Genomic DNA, 17,600 nt, shown 5'->3' with positions numbered 1-17,600 from the left:
TGTCCCTTTTTAAAAAGTATATTAAAAACCGTAATAATGAACAGACAAGAAATAATAGACCTTACTACCCGTATTTTTGTAGATGAATTTGAAGTAGATGGCAGTGTGATTGCCCCTGAGGCTAACTTCCGCGATTCCTTAGGATTAGACAGCCTCGACTACGTAGATTTGGTGGTGATGATTGAACAAGAATTCGGTGTGAAATTAGTAGAAGCCGATTTTAAACCTATCGTAACCTTCAATGACTTTTATACTACCTTAGAAAATAAAGTGAATGCACACTAACGACGAAGGCAAAACCAAATGGCAAGGAAAATCCAAAGGTACTGTGCTCGGTTACAGTATCTTTGTATGGCTGATGAAGCACCTAGGTATTTATGCTGCTTATATACTATTAATATTTGTGGCATTCTACTACTTTTTGTTTGAATGGCGCTCCAATGGCTATATGTATTACTATTTCCGCCATCGCTTAGGATATAACCCTCTTAAAGCTGTTGCTTGCCTCTACCTCAACTACTTTACTTTTGGACAAACTATTATTGATAAAATTGCTATTTTGGCAGGACTCGAAGATAAATTTACCTATGAGTTCGATGGTGTCGAAAACTTGTATAAACTCCTCGACCAGCGACAAAGTGGCGTACTTATTTCAGCGCATATAGGTAATTTTGAAATAGCTGAACCTTTTTTTAGAAAGATAGACCTCAATTTGCAAATCAGTACGGTAACTACCGATATGGAACATTCTGTAATTAAAGAGTATTTGGAGTCTATTTCTAAAAACAAACCCTCTAACCAATTTATCTATGTAAAAGAAGATATGTCGCATATCTTCAAAATCAATGATGCTATTGGCGATAACAAGATAGTGTGTTTCACTGGCGACCGATATTTTGAGGGCGTGCGCTCACTCAAAGGAACACTCTTGGGCGCAGAAGCTACCTTTCCCGCAGGTCCTTTTTTTATAGCTTCCCGCTTGAAAGTGCCTGTGCTTTTTGTCTATGTGATGAAGGAAAGTAGGTTGCATTACCACCTATATGCCCGAGTTGCTGAAGTGAAAAATCGCGATACTCAAACTCTACTCGATGCTTATACCGAAAATATGGAGCAGATGCTCAAAAAGTACCCACTGCAATGGTTTAACTATTTCAACTTTTGGGATGAACAATGAAACGCGTATTAGTAGTATATTACACCCAATCGGGGCAACTCAAAGAGATTATCGATAGTGTACTATCCCCACTCACGGAGGTAACTATCGACTTTTTGCCTATTGATACTGCGACTCCTTTCCCTTTTCCGTGGACAGACGATACATTCTTTGACGCCTTCCCTGAGTCCTACTTGCAAATTCCCCAACCTCTACAACCTTTTAACCTCCCCCATACCGATTACGATTTAGTGATTTTGGGCTACCAAGTGTGGTATCTCTCGCCCTCTATCCCATTGAGTTCTTTTTTGCAACACCCCGAAGCTAAAAAGCTCCTCAGTGGTAAACCTGTCATTACCATTTCGGGCACTCGCAATATGTGGGTAATGGCACACCAGAAAGTAAAAAAACTCTTAACCGATTGTGGGGCACATTTAGTAGGTAATATTGCCCTTACCGATAGGCATCACAATCATATCAGTGTGATTACCATTGTACAATGGCTCTTTTCAGGCGATAAGAACAAACGCTATCTCGGTGTGTTCCCCAAAGCAGGTGTCGCCGATAAAGATGTACAAGTTGCGAGTGTATACGGCTCTCTCATTGCCCAGCATCTACAAACCGGTGATTACACAGGACTGCAAAAAGAAATAGTAGCCCACGGAGGCGTGCATTACAAGCGTTTTCTCCTTTCGGCAGAGAAGAAAGGCAACCGCCTTTTTGGCATCTGGGCAAAGATGATTTACGGCAGTAAGAAACGTAAATTCCTGCTAAAATGCTTCCGTATCTATCTGTATATCGCTATCTGGGTACTGATGCCCATCGTATGGTTGCTATACTGGCTCACTTATCCATTATTCTTTTGGAAAGTAGAACGAGATGTTAAACAATTAATAATTAACAATTAAAGAATATGGAATATATAGAATTTGAAAATGAGTTTAAAGCCTTTATGAAAAAAGAAGGTTTAAAAGCTTATGGAAATTATATTACTTGGTTACGTTTTATAGCCAAAGAGGGATTCAGTATTAGTAGAGATTTAGTTGATAATGATACTATTATAAATCATCTTGAAAAGAATAAATCGAAGAGAAGTATATATCTAAATGAAAACAATAATGATTATTCTGATTTTAAAGCTGCTCTCAATAAGTACAGAAAGTTTATTGCTGAGAAATCTGATTTAATTGATGATATAGAAACAATTATAAAAGATGAAATTATTCCTAAAACAGAGAAAGAGCAATTAATATCTGCAAGAATAGGACAAGGAAATTATAGAAATAAATTAATAAATCTTTGGAAGAAATGTGCTGTTTCTAAATGTGAAATGACAGAATTATTAATCGCATCACATATAAAACCTTGGAGTAAATCTACTAATATAGAAAAGTTAGACCCTTATAATGGACTCTTGCTATTACCTAACTACGACAAATTATTTGACAAAGGACTTATTTCTTTTGAAGATAATGGCAAAATAATTATTTCTCCTCTTATAAAAGAAGAAGAGTATAAAGTTTTAGGTATTAGTCCTAATGATGAACTCTTTAAGGTTTATGATGAAAACAAACCTTACTTAGAAGAACATAGAAGAATAGTATTTCATCAGGAATAATATAGTCTATTTTTGATAAACATATACAAAGAAAATAATAAAATGGAACAACAAGATATATCTAAAAAGAACAATATTCTACAAATAGAACCACACGACAACAATCTACTAACAGTCGATATGTTGCTGGACAGTTACGAGAAGTATGGTATTGGATGGCTACAACAAACAATGAACGGGCTCTTGGCGGCGAGAAGTTCAAGAAGGTTTATGAGTTCTTTAACCGAAGAAGAAGCAAAAGAGTATGTAAGAAAACAAGCCGAGAGATTAGGAGTCTTGTAGTAGTTGTTTTGAATAACAACCTGTTACCTATTACTTATTACCTAAAATAATATGAATGTTTATATAACAAAAGCAAGTAAATATTTACCTAACGATCCCATTGGTAATGAGCAAATGGAGACTTTCTTAGGTCTCATAAACCAAAATGCCTCTAAAGCACGACGCCTCGTGCTCCGCAACAATGGTATTCTCACCCGTTACTATGCTCTCGATGAGCAAGGTAACCCTACTCATAACAATGCCCAGCTTACGGCTTTGGCAGTACAAAACCTATTGGATGGCGAAGTGCCTTGGGATACTATTGAGGTGCTCTCTTGTGGTACCTCTACCCCCGATGTGCTCTTGCCCTCGCACACCTCTATGGTACACGGCATTTTGGGCGGACACTCAGTAGAACTGAATGCCTCATCGGGGGTGTGTAACTCAGGAATGAATGCCCTCAAATTTGGCTATTTATCAGTAAAGGCGGGCAATAGTGTGAATGCAGTATGCACGGGCTCTGAACGTGTATCGGCGTGGTTACGTGCCGATAAATACGAAAACGAAGTACAACTCTTAGCCGAGTTGGAAGCGCACCCTGCAATTGCCTTTAAAAAAGATTTCTTGCGCTTTATGCTCTCCGATGGGGCTGGGGCTTTTCTGTTAGAAAACAAACCGCGCGAAGGTGCTTTGCAAATAGAGTGGATGGACGCTTATTCGTATGCTCACGAGCTTGAAGCGTGTATGTATGCCGGTGGCGACAAGCTCCCCGATGGCAACCTCAAAGCTTGGAGTGAATACCCTGCTGAAGCGTGGCTTAGTGAATCTATTTTTGCTATCAAGCAAGATGTGAAGCTACTCAATGAGAATATTTTGCTAAAAGGCGCTGAAAGTATGCGCGCTACCTTAGATAAACACCAGCTGTCGGCAGATGATATTACCTATTTCTTGCCTCATATCTCGTCTTGTTATTTCAAAGAACGCTTGTATGAAGCCCTCAAAACAGTAGGTATCGACCTTCCGTTAGAACGTTGGTTTATCAACCTCCCCGAAGTAGGCAATGTAGGCTCTGCTTCCGCTTATTTGATGTTAGAAGCCTTGATGCACTCAGGCAAGCTCAAAACGGGCGATACTGTTTTGCTATCAGTGCCCGAGAGTGGTAGATTCTCCTATTCTTATGCTTTCTTAAAGGTCGTTTAATTATGGTTTTACCAATTACAGATAAAAACGAAATTCTCACCCTTATACCCCAGCGCAATCCTATTGTAATGGTAGATGCTCTTTGGGAATATACGCCCACCTAGGGTGTGGCAGGACTCACCATTGCTTCTAATAACCTCTTTGTACAGCAAGGGATATTCTTAGAAAGCGGACTCATAGAGCATATTGCCCAAAGCATCGCCTTGCACAAAGGCTATTACTACTATCTCAACGGAAAACCTGCTCCTATGGGGTATATAGGAGCTATTAAAAACATAGAAATACAATCACTACCCAAAGTAGGCGATGCCCTCAAAACTCATATTACCATTCTCCAAGAGTTTATGGATGTGACTCTCGTAACAATGCAAACCTTTATAGGTGATACTCTCATCGCCCAAGGCGAAATGAAAACCGTACTCGCACCCAATTCCTAACCCCCTAGCCCCTAACACCTAATATGAACATCTCTATCCACAAATATCTTCCTCATCACCCGCCGATGCAAATGGTAGATACCATTACCGACATCAGTAATACGCACGTAGTTACCGAATTTACGGTAACCGATGATTGTATTTTTCTAGATGAAGGATTGTTTGTAGAAGTGGGACTTATCGAAAATATGGCGCAAACCTGCTCGGCAATTGTGGGGCAGTTTCTCTTTGGTATAGAAGATTCGTCAAACTATGTGATAGGCTACATCAGTGCGATTAAGAAATTGGAAATCTTCACTTTGCCTAAGGTACAAGAAGTTGTGCGTACCGAAGCCGAATTGCTTTCTCGTTTCGATAGCGATGAGTATTACATCTGCTCAATGCGTTGTGATGCTTTTGTAGGCGATATTCTTATGGCAACAGCCGAATTAAATTTAGTGATTAAAAACTTAACGGAATGAAAGAATCTGAACTACCTCAGGAAAAAGGTGCCTTGCGCGACCTTACGGAATTGTGCTACGTAACCGATGACGAAGGAAACTACACTACCCGCCTCAGTTCGGGATGGGAAGTGAAAAATGTAGCTTTAGAAGCCTCTTTAGGCAGGTTACAAGAGCAGATTGATGAAGCTAAAGAAGATGCCATAGCAGGACGCAAAAGTCCCATAGTCTATTATATGCTTCTCAACCGTATGGATTGGGCTGTCCTCGCCGATGCTATGCACTGCTGGCAATGGGTTATCAAGCGTCACGCCAAACCTTCAGTATTCAAGAAACTATCGGATAAAACGCTACAACAATACGCTGAGGTATTTGGTATCACAGTGGAAGAACTTTGTGAAATACCGCACTAATGATGTTTATTTAGCCTCTTCTCTGCTGTTTTTCTTCCTTTTATAGTCACGAATGAGTATAATAGTTGAGGCAACCGCATTCGCTAACCACATTACTACATTGAAAAGTACCAACCAATAGATTACCCCATATACTCGTTTCAATTGAGATAAACATACAAAAAAAGCAATTGACGAGATAATAATCATTACAATTCTCCCCGTTGGTGACATTGATGATTTTTTCATAAAGCTATATTCTTTAACAATGGCAAAGATAAAAATAATTTTCCAAATTGCCAATTTGTTAATTGTCAATTGTTAATTGATTTTTATGCGTTATACTTCCCTTTTTTCCAAATTTCAATAGAATTGATGATATTCTGCCAAAGGATATAACAACCGGGACCTACAGTAGAAAGTGGGTGCAGGTAGGTGGTAGCTATCCATATAGCAAAAGCGGTATTCTTCTGTCCTAAGCCTTGCCCCGATTCTATGGAAGTGCCAAAAAACCTACCTATATAGCGCCCTACGCCATATTGTAGCAGACATAACACCAATCCCGAAAATCCTATGAGCAATAAAAATAAAACACTTGTCCCTGCGTGGAAAATGTTCTTCAGCGTAGTGCCGGTAACTATCATCAGTGAGCAGCCCCAAAGATAAAAAGAGAGGTCGGGAATGTGGATAAGCCATTGGTGAAAGCGGTGGAGTAGGGGGAGACTTTTGGTGAGCAATGCCAATAACATCGGTACGACCAGTACCAAACATACTTTCTGCATTATCAGCGAGAAAGCACCCCAAAAGGTCATTTGTGAAGCGGGTTCTATCAGTGGGAAACACACGGGAATGAGCAGTGCGCAGAGCAGGTTGGAAAGAAAAGTATAAGTGGTCATTTGCTCTAAATTGCCCCCGAGTTTGAGAGTTACTACGGCAGCCGCTGCAGCACACGGACTTATAATGCAAGCGAGTATGCTCTCTAAAAGTATCAGTTGCTTCCCACTGATATGGAAAAAGAGAATAGCCCCTACAATGCTCATTACCAAAAGTAACTGACAAGCAGTCGTCCAAAAGTGCCACTTCACTGGGGCTAATTTCTTAAAATCGACCTTGCAAAAGGTAACATACAGGATAAGAAACATAAATAGCGGCAATATACTGTTGAACAAGGGGGCAAACCACTGTGAAGCTCCCTCCAAAGCTGGTACATAGTAAAACACCAAATATACCACTGCTCCTATACCCATAGAGAAGGGGAGCGTCCAGTTCTTTATAAATTGAAGAATGTTAGACATTGTAATTAAATAAACAGATTATATTCGTCTGTTACATTCAAATGGTTATGAGAAAAATAGGCTTTTAGTAAAAGATAGTTGTCAATACTCAATTTGATGTGCAATACTTTGTTTGTTTTTGAAGTGTAAATTTGCATACGCGGGTGTATTCTATCAGATTCATCCCCTTTTCTCACTTTTTGGAGGAAAAAATGGATATGATGAATGGATTTTAAATCGATAGTTTGGGTAAGTTCTTCTTTATAAAAAATGAAAAGAGTTCCATTTTTTATCTCTAAGGCATAGAAAGTATTATGGGTGTTTTTTATAAGATCTTTGCCAAAAAGCACTATAATAACTATTAAAACAGCAATTCCTATAAGTAAATAAAAATATTTGGCTACCCCCTCATTACTTTCTTTTATCATTTGGATGCTTATCCAGAATACTATTGTGTAAAAAACTACAATCGACAGGAATTTTATCCATTGAAAAGTTTTGTCTTTCAGAGCTTTTACCCTGATGGTGGAAGGCAATTCCCCTCTTGTATATTGGCTATAGCGCATACGTTTGTCCATCACCCATCTGTAAAAAAAGCCATATAACCCTATTAAGACTGTTAATGAGAGGATCGGGATTATAATCTCGTCTATAAGTTCCTTGCTAAGGGTAAAGTTTCGGGCTAAAAATAGAAGTTCTAACAGAGAGAAACACAAAAGTACAATTAGGATTATACGTCCTATTTTCAATAACTTTTCTCCGAAAAGCTCTTCCTTTTTCTGTCCTTTTTTAGAGACTTTTTTTGTTAGCTGATTCATCTTTTACTTGTAATAATAGTACCAATTTCCGTTACACGCCTTATCGCAATTCTCCTAAGAGGCAAAAGTACAGCTCTTTATACCTTCCATTTTATTGCTCTAACAACCACTGTTCATCAGTAAAACCTTTGCGGTAAGCCTTGCCGTGTACATCAATCACAGCGTGCCATTCTTGACAGGTTTCTAACGGAATTTCAGCCACTAAGGGCATACACTCTTCACGGAGGGCTTTATAGGTTTGTGCAGAAGAGAGATTCAGGCGGTTCAAAAGTCGTATAGCGTACTGGTCGGCTATGAAGACCTTTCGCTCAAAGATGTACAACAACATTGCATCAGCAGTTTCTTCCCCCACACCTTTGATAGAGAGCAGTTCCTTGCGAAGTTCCTCTGTAGGGATAGCTTGAAACTTCTGTAAGGACGCTCCATGTGACACGTACCATTCTATGAGGGCTTTGATGTAAGTGCTTTTTTGCTTGTAGAAGCCTGCCGGACGTATATATTCTTGTAAAGTGTTCAGTTCCATAGCGTGTAAAACCTCTACCGATAGTTTACCCTCTAAGTTTGCAAGCGCTTTTTCGGTATTCTCTTGGGTAGTTTGCTGAATGAGAATCATCGAAATCCAGTCGGTAATGCGATTGGGGTCATTCCACCAATATTGCTTGCCGTAATGGGCTAATAATTTATTGAAAACTTTGATTTTTTGAGGCATAAAATAATTTGCCGATTTGTAATGAGGCAAAAGTAGTAAATAATTTTCTAATTTTCTAATTAGCAAATTGACTAATTATTATTATCTTTGCGCCCTTTAAAAAATATCATACAAAAAGATGAAGAAAAGATTTTTGATAGCAGCGTTATTCACGCTATTTTTAGGAGGTATTGCCACAGCACAATCTCAAGAGCAACCCTCAACCCTTGCCGAGTTACAAGCTGAAAAAGAAAGATTGGAAGCCAAACTCGCTAAAGTCCTCGAAGACAAAGAAAATGCAAAAAATTCTTTAACAGGTAAATACGCGGATGTAGCGTTTGCTTTTAATAGGCATATCAGCAAAAAGCAAAAAAAGTTTGCTAAGACTGTCGAACGAGGTGCCAAACGCCAAGAAAAACAAATCAAAAAGAAATTGAAAAAACTCAACAAACGCATTGAGGAAATTAGCAAATTAGAGAAGTAACAAATAAAAATCTCCCCGCTTGTTACAAGCGGGGAGATTTTTATTTATCGTTAATACCTTACTCAGGTGCGGAATAGGTTACAATATCAATACCGATGCCATTGGGGTCTATAATGGCAAAATGGCGATCGCCCCAAGGCTCTTCGCGTAAGTCTATGGAAATGGGTACGCCCTGCTCTTTTAACTTGTGGTAATACTCATCTACATTCTCTACTTCAATGGTGAGGTATACACCCTGTTGGGTAAAAGGTTTTTGGAAGAGAGACTGTTGCGAAGGGTGGTTAGGCAACAAAAAACTGATTTCTGCCTCTTGATTAGGGGTGTGCAACAGCAAATAAAAGTCGTTTTCAAAAGTAACGCCAAATTGCAATACTTGGGTGTAGAAAGCCTTGCTCTCGGCTAATTTCTCGGTTATAATCCCTGCGTTTAATTTCATTCTGATAATGTATTTGTTATTCGGCAGCAAAAGTACCGCAAGCACAGGGAATACAATTGTAAAAAACGGACATTCTTCAGCCCAACACCTTGCTCGGTGTATCGCCATAGAATGTTTTAAAAGATTTGATAAAATGGGCTTGGTCGTAATAAGTGTCTAAAAAGGAATGGTTGTGATAGGCTTTTGTACTTAGTATATGTTGGAAGCGCACAATGTTGCTAAAAGTTTTAGGACTATCACCTATGTAGTACTCGAAAAGGCGGCGTAACTGTCGGGCACTGATACCGGTATCTAACTCACTGATGTGCATCGTGCCTTTGCTTTGTAATATCTGCAAAAGTGCCGAGAAAAAGCGGTTGTCTATCTGCAAAGGGCGTTGTGATAGGTGGCGGAGAAAATAGTTGTCCAAATGTTGTGCTATGTTAGGTAACGAAAGTGGAGCTTCCAACTGCTGAGCTATAAAAGTAGCCAGTGCAGGTACTACCTCGCTCAAAGGGATTTCTTGTGCGCTGATTTCAAAAGCATCCTGACCAAAAATCAGCGGAAAAGCACTGGGCAGAAAGCGCACCCCTACATAATGGAAAGCCCCCGTTATAGGAAACTCTATGTATGTATTGCAATACCCCATAAGGGAACTCATCTGCGGGGCGTTGCAGTCAAAAAATAGGTCTATACAACCATCGGCAACTACTCGGTAAAAGAAAGGCGTGTTACGTGGAGGAGATTTCAGTTCCCAATAGCAATAGATAAATGGGTGCAAAGCCTCACACGGAAGAAACTCGGTATAGGTAACCTCTTTTTCTTCTGCAGGAATAACGGATTGCATAGGGTGATAATAGGAGCGAAGTGATAACACGTTGTTTGCTATTGATAGAGTGCAAAAGTACAAATAATTAGCCAATTTTTTAGATTTGCTAAAATTTTTGCTTGCTATCTTACTTGAAAAGTTCTAAAGCGATATGTGCGCAAGCCTCGGCATCGGCTAAGGCGTGGTGATGTTGCTTGAGATCAAAACCAAAATAAGCGGATACAGTGTTTAGCTTGTGATTTACAAGCTGAGGGAGGCTCTTGCGCGCTGCTCTCAAAGTGCAAAAGAAAGGATTGGTGTGCTGTGGGAGCGCGTAATAAGCTAATACTTCCCGCAAACAGCCTTCATCAAACATACTATTGTGAGCAACGAGGGGTAAATCTTTTATTTTTGGAAGTATTTCTGTCCATACTTCAGGGAAGAGAGGAGCATTTTCGGTGTCGTACTGCGAAAGTCCGTGTACTTGAGTATTAAAATAACTATAAAAGTTTGGTGCAGGTTTTATCAGTTGGTAATAAGTATCGACAATCTCGTTGTTTTCTACAAAAACGAGTCCGATACTGCAGACACTGCTGCGGTATTGGTTGGCGGTTTCAAAGTCTAAGGCTACAAAAGAGTTCATTTTATTTAGGAAATTTATTGAAAAGACAAAGGTACAAAAATAATTGGCTAATTAGCTAATGTGTAAATTATGAAAAAACTCCCCGCTCGTATCGTTTACGAGCGGGGAGTTGTTGTTTTACGCTTTTAATCTTTTTAAGCGTGGATACTGCGGAGCTTATTTCTTGATATACAACCAACCTGTTTTGCTTTGTTGTTGGTTACGCTCATCGGTATATTCAATTACATAATAGTAAGTACCTTGTGGAAGTTTGTTAGGAGCTTCTACAGTTACACGTCCGTTAGAAATGCCTTTGAATACATTTCGAATGTTGTCGTAATGTTCAGCTTCCCATACTTTCACACCCCAACGGTTGTAAATACGTACCACATTGTTAGGGTAACTTTCAATACCTGCTATGTGGAAGTGGTCGTTCTTGTCACTACTTAACGATATAGCGTTGTAGACAACAATACTTTTTATTACCTCCACGGTTACAGTTGCAGTTGCACAACCACTGGCATTACAAAGCTCGTATACAAAGGTATCAGTACCTGCAAAGTCGGTGTGAGGGCGGTATTCAATAGAGCCATCACTATTTACCGATACTGAACCATTCGCAGGGTTTGTGGTAACATTAGGTGTAGCACCTTCAGGGGTGTCGTTACCTAATACGTTGATAGTTACTGGCGTATTAAGTGGTGTAGTTGCTCTGTCATCAACTGCTACAGGAACTGGAGCTGTAGGTGTTGTTGTGCCTACTACAACAGTAGCTGTGGTAGTAGCGCAATTTCCGCTATTTAACTTATCACAGATTTGATAAACAATAGTGTAAGTACCTGCAGGGGTGTTGTTAGGAACAGTTACTTTACCGTCGCTATCCAAAGTAGGTGTGTTAGTACCTGGTTGTTTAGGAGTAGCGCCCGTAACTACTGAAATACTTACGGTATTAGTAGTCGCTGTTGCCGTACCAATCTTATCGTTATCAAGTACAGACTTGGTGCTAGTACCAGTAGTGATAGTAAAGGTATCAGGATCAGCGGTGATAGTTGGCGTACCTACTACAACAGTAGCTGTAGTAGTAGCACAATTTCCGCTATTTAACTTATCACAGATTTGATAAACAATAGTGTAAGTACCTGCAGGGGTGTTGTTAGGAACAGTTACTTTACCGTCGCTATCCAAAGTAGGTGTGTTAGTACCTGGTTGTTTAGGAGTAGCGCCCGTAACTACTGAAATACTTACGGTATTAGTAGTCGCTGTTGCCGTACCAATCTTATCGTTATCAAGTACAGACTTGGTGCTAGTACCAGTAGTGATAGTAAAGGTATCAGGATCAGCGGTGATAGTTGGCGTACCTACTACAACAGTAGCTGTAGTAGTAGCACAATTTCCGCTATTTAACTTATCACAGATTTGATAAACAATAGTGTAAGTACCTGCTGGGGTGTTGTTAGGAACGGTTACTTTACCGTCGCTATCCAAAGTAGGTGTGTTAGTACCTGGTTGTTTAGGAGTAGCGCCTGTAACTACTGAAATACTTACAGTATTGGTAGTCGCTGTTGCCGTGCCAATCTTATCGTTATCAAGTACAGACTTGGTGCTAGTACCAGTAGTGATAGTAAAGGTATCAGGATCAGCGGTGATGGTAGGATTACCTACTACAACAGTAGCTGTGGTGGTAGCACAATTTCCGCTGTTTAACTTATCACAGATTTGATAAACAATAGTGTAAGTACCTGCAGGGGTGTTGTTAGGAACAGTTACTTTACCGTCGCTATCCAAAGTAGGTGTGTTAGTACCTGGTTGTTTAGGAGTAGCACCTGTAACTACTGAAATACTTACGGTATTGGTAGTCGCTGTTGCCGTACCAATCTTATCGTTATCGAGTACTGATTTAGTGCTAGTACCAGTAGTGATAGTAAAGGTATCAGGATCAGCGGTGATGGTAGGATTACCTACTACAACAGTAGCTGTGGTGGTAGCGCAATTTCCGCTATTTAACTTATCACAGATTTGATAAACAATAGTGTAAGTACCTGCTGGTGTATTGTTAGGAACGGTTACTTTACCATCGCTATCCAAAGTAGGTGTGTTAGTACCTGGTTGTTTAGGAGTAGCGCCTGTAACTACTGAAATACTTACGGTATTAGTAGTAGCTGTTGCCGTACCAATCTTATCGTTATCAAGTACAGACTTAGTGCTAGTACCAGTAGTGATAGTAAAGGTATCAGGATCAGCGGTGATAGTTGGCGTGCCTACTATAATAGTAGCTGTTGCTGTGTCACAAACTGATATACTTGCAACAGTGCTGCAAATTCTATATCCAATATAATAAGTACCCGATTTAGTTCCTGCTGGAACAGTAACTGTACCATTCGCATTGAGTGTAGGTGTTGCAGAACCTGCAGCTCCTACTGCTGGAGTAATGACAGTTAAACTTACAGTACCTATCGTAGCTGTTTGGTTACCTACTTTATCGTTTACTAATACAGTTCGAGTTGAGGTAGTAGATACTGAACCATCAGTAAAAGTAAAGTCATCATCTACTGCATCTATATTTACCAAAGTAATGGTGCGAGTTTGGGTAGCAGTGTTGCCCAAAGCATCTTTACCTACAAAGGTTACAGTTACAATACCACTGTTATTGCAAAGATCGGCAGGTTTTACAGTGTCGTAATTATGAGTAACACTTGCCGCATTTCCGCAGGTATCGGCAGCTGAAGCAGAGTTGAGCCACTGAGTGATACTTGCCGTAGCATTTTTGCAGTTTACTACCAAAGGAGCTGGAGTTGTTAAGTTTATTCCTTGAGGACTTACTTGTACAGTTACAGTTTGAACAGCTTCACAACCGTGATAGCGTTTCAACGTAAGTTTATAAGTAACCACAAGAGGAGAGGTGATGTTTGCACCATTGTACAAGAATGTAGGAGTGGCTACATTATTTGCTGACAAATAACCTAAGGCGTTAGCTGGACTTACAGCGCTCCACGTATAACCGGTGTAGGTAGCAGCTGCTGCTGGATAAGCAAGTGTTATACTGCTAGTAGCACAAGTAGTAAATGATTGAGTGAGTCCTTCGATAGTAGTAGGTGCAGGCAACGCACTTACTACATCACCACAAAGGCAAACATTATCTTCATTTTTAAGTGCTAATAACAATCTACATACTTTATCAGCATCCACTAAGTGAGTGAAACTTCTTTCGGCAGAAGTAGCACCTTTGGCTAAAGTTTCTGTACTAGTGTAAGTAGTAAGTTTAGTGTCATTAGCATCTACTTCGCCATTGTTGTTAGCATCATAGTACAAACTAGCCACTACAGGACGAGCTGTAAGGGTAGCTGATGCTGTAGCCCCATTAGTGATTTTGTATGTTACAGTGATTTTCTCTTTGTTGTTTTCAGCCTTAGAACTTACAGCTACATTGCTAAACGACAACGATGGACGCTCATTTTTAATTACAATAGAACGGCGAGGAGAAGAGTTCACTGTGAAAGTACCACATTTGCCTCCTTGTGCCGTTGCACAAGTAACTCCTGTAACTGTATCTGTTGTGAAAGCACTAAGTTCTTTAGGAGTTGCACAATCTATAGTTGCATTATTTTTCTGTTTGATAGTAACATTATACTCAAAAGAATGACCATTTTTCATTCCTTTAGGAACAGTTACTGAAATTTCTCTTTCATTGCGCACATCTTTATCTTCTGCTGTTTTGCGAGCAGGATCAGTCCAAGAAGTACCAGAAGAGCGTGATTGTATTGCTCCTGATACAAATTCATATCCTTTAGGGATACGGAAACGCAAGCGGGCATTATCTCCAATTTCAAAAGCTGGATTACTAGCGTTTACAGTTACACGAGTGCGATAAGTAACCCCCGTATCGCAAGCAGAACCATTACCATTTACATAAGTTAAATTGTCAAGGTTAATACTGTATTCACTGATGTTTACCCCAGTGATACCTGCTATAATAGCACGTGTTTTATCACCTGCAGCTGGTTTGCCACAAAGATTATTACCTTCAATGTCTATATCAAATGAAGATCCGGCAGTGAAATCACAATCAGGAGTTACTTTGAAAGTAAGTTTAAACTTCCTTTGATTGGCATCATTGGGTTCTGATATTGAGCCAGGGAGGCTGCCACCAGGTAATATATTACTAATATCGAAAGTATGAGTGTTACCAGATTGGCTATATCCTATTCTTTTAGTTCCGCTATTTACATAGAATTTATTACCACTATTGAGAGGGTATTCTACTTCGATATCACTGAAACTAATACCCGCACCTTGAGTTACTACCAATTTGGCATCGTAGATATCTCCTTCACTAGCACTGTTGATAATATAACTATAAGGGGTAGCTGTACACATTGGGATGGTACCTACTTTATCAGGTTTATTTTGACCAGGGTTATTGGCATCAGGCTCTATTTCTTTTCTACTCTTAGCTACAGTAATGTTGTAAGTAAGACTCTTGTCGCTACAAGTGCTTTGGTAGCCCGAAGTAGGGTTGCTGTTACAGTTCCAACCAGCATATAGTTTAAGCGTGTGTAAGGGAGCCTCACAGTTAGTAATTTTATAAATTACACGGAAATAACGATTTTCACCTTTTGCAATCGTACCATTACCTCCTTTGTCACTTAAAAAGAACATTTGCTCACCCGAAATGTTACTTTGGGCAGTATAAGTATATACGTGTGCTTTAGTACTGCTGATTTCGGTTAGAGAAAGTATATCTACACCTGCTATATTTGGAATAGAGACCCAAGCATAAGGAGCATCTGAGAATGAATTGTTAGACAGTTTAAATTCTAATATTTGCTCTCTTTTACTAGCTTTTACAGATAAAGCGGTTTGTGGAGTGATATCTATACTTGGTACATCTTTAAAATATAGAGGCATTTTGTTTTCAGGAATCTCACCTGAAGTAATTTTTTGTCCACCTCGTGCTGCATAATGGTAATAAAAATCCTCATATTCCAATTTAGATGTTACTAACATATTGGCAGCTTTAGCCTCATTTAAGTTCTTTACAACTTTGGTTTTGCAAGTAGCTTGCATCCAAGGTTGAAAATAACTATCGTAAGCATTTTCTGCTGAAATCTCACCTACAGGTAAGTGTCCTGGTTGCCCTTTAGGTGGATTGGTATAACTATACACTTTATAAGTACCGTTGTCACTTTCCAAAACAAATTTTGATATAGGGATGTTTATCTCTTCAGTTTTAGGGTACTTTGTTCTATACATATAAGTAACCTTATCCACATAGTTTACTGAACTAGGAACCGTGAATGTTACTTTCTTGACAAGGCGAGCAGGGCGGAACTCATCAGTAAAGTAAGTACCTCCTGTGTTAAACCTACGCGCAGAGTGTACTTGATAATTTCCTAAATTAACAGGTGCACAACCATTTAAAACATAATCATTGGTAGCTACCGCTGAATATAATCCTGCAAAGTAGAAAGTAGCATATAAATTAGCTCCACAGTGAATTTGTGCTGTATGATAACCTTGAGCATTTTTAACTGTATCGGTAGTAGGATCGTTTAAACGATAGTAGAAGCTCTCTCCTCCAGATTCAATATCTTTAGAATTTGAATATCTCTCTTCTCCATTGGTAAGCTGATAAGTGGCTACAGTTGTGAAAGTGCCATTAGCAGGAATACCTGCTGAAGGCAAGGCAGAAGTAAGATCCCAAAGGAAGTAATCTCTTTCACCTACAGTAGTTTTGGTAACTATAGTATTACTTGCTTGTAAAGTAATTGAATGAGTAGCTGTATTGAAAGTGATAGATTTAGGTGTTACACCAGCTCCTTTGGCAAATGAAGCGTGGTAATACAAGTTCTTTGTAGTAACATTTAGCTGTTTACCCGTAGAAATTACTTCGATGTCATCTAAGTACAAAGCGCGTTGGCGTTGCAATTCAGATACTTGAGAGCGTTGAGTGCGAGTAGTCATATTATGGTCAGTCCATCCATAAGAGTTATCAGCACGTTCTACTTTAGTGCTTAACATTTCAGGACCATTCAAACCACAAGGGCTTGAACAAATAGCTGTTATTGACTTATTAGTTACGCAAACCAGAGGTACTTCAGAATAAGTATTAGTTTTTTCATTTTTATCTAAAAACCAAGCAGAGTAATCAAATTTTACACTATTGCCCACACAGTTTTCTAATACTATATCAAAAGTAATATATCCAAATTCAGTATCAGCTGTAGTATAGTTGAAAGTAGTTCCAGCTGCAGCATTCCCCAAATCTATAGGTGCTTTGGTAGAAGTGCCATAAGCAGTAGCTTTGTAGAATTTGATATTTTTTAAAGCTACCCCTGCAGGAAGTTTAATTTGATATTTTAATCTACTGTCATTATTTTTGTTGTTATTCCCTTTTGTGCGTTCGGTAGCGGCAAAACCTGTAGTCGCAGCCATCACATAACCTGCCATAGGCACATTGTGAAACAACTGAATAGGAAATTTTGAACTATCTCCTGAACTCAACAATCGTGTAAAGGTATATGAATGTATAGGAGTCTCTTTACGAGGTATATCCTGACCACACACATTTTTAGTATATAAATATGTAAATGGAGAAATATTCAAATCCTTACTAGCTGTGTTCATCAAGCAGCTAATTGTTTGGTTCTTTACATAATCAAAACGCAGCGTAAAGGCAGCATCTTTTTTCAATTCTCTTTTAAAACCATCTCCATTTTCATCAGTAAAGCCAAAATCCTTACTGCCATAGGTAGCATCATTAGTTTTTAGAGCTGTAATTTTACTAAAATCTATTACAATTTTTCCATTTGTACCATCTGGAGTACTAAGTGCTGTTGATGGAATAATAAGTTCAGTACCATCTGCAGCTACTAATCTAATATTGGAGGGTTTATAGCTAACAAAAGTTTGTCCATTCCAGCGTTCGAATAAGTCAAGAATTATATTATAGGCAGTGGGGTTTTCTCCCTTACCATTGTTTTTATACTTCAA

The 17,600-nt window shown here is 39.1% G+C and carries 17 protein-coding genes and 1 pseudogene; 10 read left to right on the top strand and 8 right to left on the bottom strand.

The genetic code is table 11. The features are described 5' to 3' along the window. Window positions 1–36: 36 nt before the first annotated feature. The 9 genes and pseudogenes from DR017_RS07305 to DarG all read left to right on the top strand — a co-directional run bounded on the left by DR017_RS07305 (window position 37) and on the right by DarG (window position 5,522). Complete coding sequence (locus tag DR017_RS07305; RefSeq protein ID WP_002677904.1) at window positions 37–285, top strand: acyl carrier protein; 249 nt, start codon at window positions 37–39, stop codon at window positions 283–285. Beyond that, a complete protein-coding gene (locus DR017_RS07300) occupies window positions 275–1,174 on the top strand; it encodes a lysophospholipid acyltransferase family protein (protein WP_002677677.1) in 900 nt (299 codons plus the stop codon). Before DR017_RS07305 ends, DR017_RS07300 begins: the two co-directional genes overlap by 11 nt. Further along, entirely contained in the window at window positions 1,171–2,061 is an 891-nt protein-coding gene (locus tag DR017_RS07295) for an NADPH-dependent FMN reductase family protein (RefSeq protein WP_002677864.1), read from the top strand. Before DR017_RS07300 ends, DR017_RS07295 begins: the two co-directional genes overlap by 4 nt. Window positions 2,062–2,066: 5 nt before the next feature. Continuing rightward, window positions 2,067–2,771, top strand: a complete 705-nt coding sequence (locus DR017_RS07290; protein ID WP_002677969.1) for an HNH endonuclease — start codon at window positions 2,067–2,069, stop codon at window positions 2,769–2,771. A gap of 12 nt (window positions 2,772–2,783) precedes the next feature. Beyond that, window positions 2,784–3,053, top strand: coding sequence for a hypothetical protein (locus tag DR017_RS07285; RefSeq protein WP_232501544.1), 270 nt, complete (start codon window positions 2,784–2,786; stop codon window positions 3,051–3,053). Between the two features lie 51 nt (window positions 3,054–3,104). Next, complete coding sequence (gene darB / locus DR017_RS07280) at window positions 3,105–4,232, top strand: dialkylresorcinol biosynthesis protein DarB (RefSeq protein ID WP_002677688.1); 1,128 nt, start codon at window positions 3,105–3,107, stop codon at window positions 4,230–4,232. 2 nt (window positions 4,233–4,234) lie between these two features. Continuing rightward, window positions 4,235–4,669 (top strand): annotated as a pseudogene (locus tag DR017_RS07275) (hotdog family protein). Between the two features lie 23 nt (window positions 4,670–4,692). Next, window positions 4,693–5,130, top strand: coding sequence for a hotdog family protein (locus tag DR017_RS07270; protein ID WP_002677947.1), 438 nt, complete (start codon window positions 4,693–4,695; stop codon window positions 5,128–5,130). After that, window positions 5,127–5,522, top strand: coding sequence for a flexirubin biosynthesis protein DarG (DarG, locus tag DR017_RS07265; protein WP_002677760.1), 396 nt, complete (start codon window positions 5,127–5,129; stop codon window positions 5,520–5,522). The genes DR017_RS07270 and DarG overlap by 4 nt, the downstream gene beginning before the upstream one ends. A 6-nt stretch (window positions 5,523–5,528) precedes the next feature. Here the strand turns inward: DarG and DR017_RS07260 are convergent, their stop codons facing one another. The 4 genes from DR017_RS07260 to DR017_RS07245 form a co-directional block, all read right to left on the bottom strand. Then, entirely contained in the window at window positions 5,529–5,750 is a 222-nt protein-coding gene (locus tag DR017_RS07260) for a hypothetical protein (RefSeq protein ID WP_040360804.1), read from the bottom strand. 83 nt (window positions 5,751–5,833) lie between these two features. Next, a complete protein-coding gene (locus DR017_RS07255) occupies window positions 5,834–6,796 on the bottom strand; it encodes a bile acid:sodium symporter family protein (protein ID WP_002677731.1) in 963 nt (320 codons plus the stop codon). A 5-nt stretch (window positions 6,797–6,801) separates the two neighbouring features. Then, window positions 6,802–7,593 carry a hypothetical protein gene (locus DR017_RS07250; protein WP_040360806.1) on the bottom strand — a complete coding sequence of 264 codons (792 nt, stop codon included), beginning with the start codon at window positions 7,591–7,593 and terminating at the stop codon, window positions 6,802–6,804. Window positions 7,594–7,684: 91 nt separating this feature from the next. Continuing rightward, window positions 7,685–8,302, bottom strand: coding sequence for an endonuclease III domain-containing protein (locus DR017_RS07245; RefSeq protein ID WP_040360808.1), 618 nt, complete (start codon window positions 8,300–8,302; stop codon window positions 7,685–7,687). Window positions 8,303–8,420: 118 nt separating this feature from the next. Here DR017_RS07245 and DR017_RS07240 point away from each other — a divergent pair, with 118 nt between their 5' ends. Beyond that, complete coding sequence (locus DR017_RS07240; RefSeq protein WP_040360811.1) at window positions 8,421–8,765, top strand: hypothetical protein; 345 nt, start codon at window positions 8,421–8,423, stop codon at window positions 8,763–8,765. A 58-nt stretch (window positions 8,766–8,823) separates the two neighbouring features. Here the strand turns inward: DR017_RS07240 and DR017_RS07235 are convergent, their stop codons facing one another. The 4 genes from DR017_RS07235 to DR017_RS07220 all read right to left on the bottom strand — a co-directional run bounded on the left by DR017_RS07235 (window position 8,824) and on the right by DR017_RS07220 (window position 17,600). Beyond that, entirely contained in the window at window positions 8,824–9,201 is a 378-nt protein-coding gene (locus tag DR017_RS07235; RefSeq protein WP_040362047.1) for a VOC family protein, read from the bottom strand. Between the two features lie 76 nt (window positions 9,202–9,277). Next, window positions 9,278–10,027, bottom strand: coding sequence for a helix-turn-helix domain-containing protein (locus DR017_RS07230; protein ID WP_172458401.1), 750 nt, complete (start codon window positions 10,025–10,027; stop codon window positions 9,278–9,280). Window positions 10,028–10,136: 109 nt separating this feature from the next. After that, window positions 10,137–10,631, bottom strand: coding sequence for a 3'-5' exonuclease (locus DR017_RS07225; protein ID WP_002682376.1), 495 nt, complete (start codon window positions 10,629–10,631; stop codon window positions 10,137–10,139). Between the two features lie 156 nt (window positions 10,632–10,787). Further along, a complete protein-coding gene (locus tag DR017_RS07220; RefSeq protein ID WP_256587554.1) occupies window positions 10,788–17,600 on the bottom strand; it encodes a T9SS type B sorting domain-containing protein in 6,813 nt (2,270 codons plus the stop codon).

Source organism: Capnocytophaga sputigena, assembly GCF_900446695.1.
Classification (GTDB): domain Bacteria; phylum Bacteroidota; class Bacteroidia; order Flavobacteriales; family Flavobacteriaceae; genus Capnocytophaga; species Capnocytophaga sputigena.
The sequence above is the reverse complement of the archived record's forward strand: the minus strand, read 5'-3'. Positions and strand labels throughout refer to the sequence as shown.

Excerpts from the sequence above, each read along its gene's own strand:
- DR017_RS07290 (WP_002677969.1), top strand. The coding sequence starts at position 2,067 with ATGGAATATATAGAATTTGAAAATGAGTTTAAAGCCTTTATGAAAAAA.
- DR017_RS07235 (WP_040362047.1), bottom strand. The coding sequence starts at position 9,201 with ATGAAATTAAACGCAGGGATTATAACCGAGAAATTAGCCGAGAGCAAG.
- DR017_RS07260 (WP_040360804.1), bottom strand. The coding sequence starts at position 5,750 with ATGAAAAAATCATCAATGTCACCAACGGGGAGAATTGTAATGATTATT.
- DR017_RS07230 (WP_172458401.1), bottom strand. The coding sequence starts at position 10,027 with ATGCAATCCGTTATTCCTGCAGAAGAAAAAGAGGTTACCTATACCGAG.
- DarG (WP_002677760.1), top strand. The coding sequence starts at position 5,127 with ATGAAAGAATCTGAACTACCTCAGGAAAAAGGTGCCTTGCGCGACCTT.
- DR017_RS07240 (WP_040360811.1), top strand. The coding sequence starts at position 8,421 with ATGAAGAAAAGATTTTTGATAGCAGCGTTATTCACGCTATTTTTAGGA.
- DR017_RS07270 (WP_002677947.1), top strand. The coding sequence starts at position 4,693 with ATGAACATCTCTATCCACAAATATCTTCCTCATCACCCGCCGATGCAA.
- DR017_RS07305 (WP_002677904.1), top strand. The coding sequence starts at position 37 with ATGAACAGACAAGAAATAATAGACCTTACTACCCGTATTTTTGTAGAT.
- darB (WP_002677688.1), top strand. The coding sequence starts at position 3,105 with ATGAATGTTTATATAACAAAAGCAAGTAAATATTTACCTAACGATCCC.
- DR017_RS07250 (WP_040360806.1), bottom strand. The coding sequence starts at position 7,593 with ATGAATCAGCTAACAAAAAAAGTCTCTAAAAAAGGACAGAAAAAGGAA.
- DR017_RS07245 (WP_040360808.1), bottom strand. The coding sequence starts at position 8,302 with ATGCCTCAAAAAATCAAAGTTTTCAATAAATTATTAGCCCATTACGGC.
- DR017_RS07300 (WP_002677677.1), top strand. The coding sequence starts at position 275 with ATGCACACTAACGACGAAGGCAAAACCAAATGGCAAGGAAAATCCAAA.
- DR017_RS07225 (WP_002682376.1), bottom strand. The coding sequence starts at position 10,631 with ATGAACTCTTTTGTAGCCTTAGACTTTGAAACCGCCAACCAATACCGC.
- DR017_RS07255 (WP_002677731.1), bottom strand. The coding sequence starts at position 6,796 with ATGTCTAACATTCTTCAATTTATAAAGAACTGGACGCTCCCCTTCTCT.
- DR017_RS07295 (WP_002677864.1), top strand. The coding sequence starts at position 1,171 with ATGAAACGCGTATTAGTAGTATATTACACCCAATCGGGGCAACTCAAA.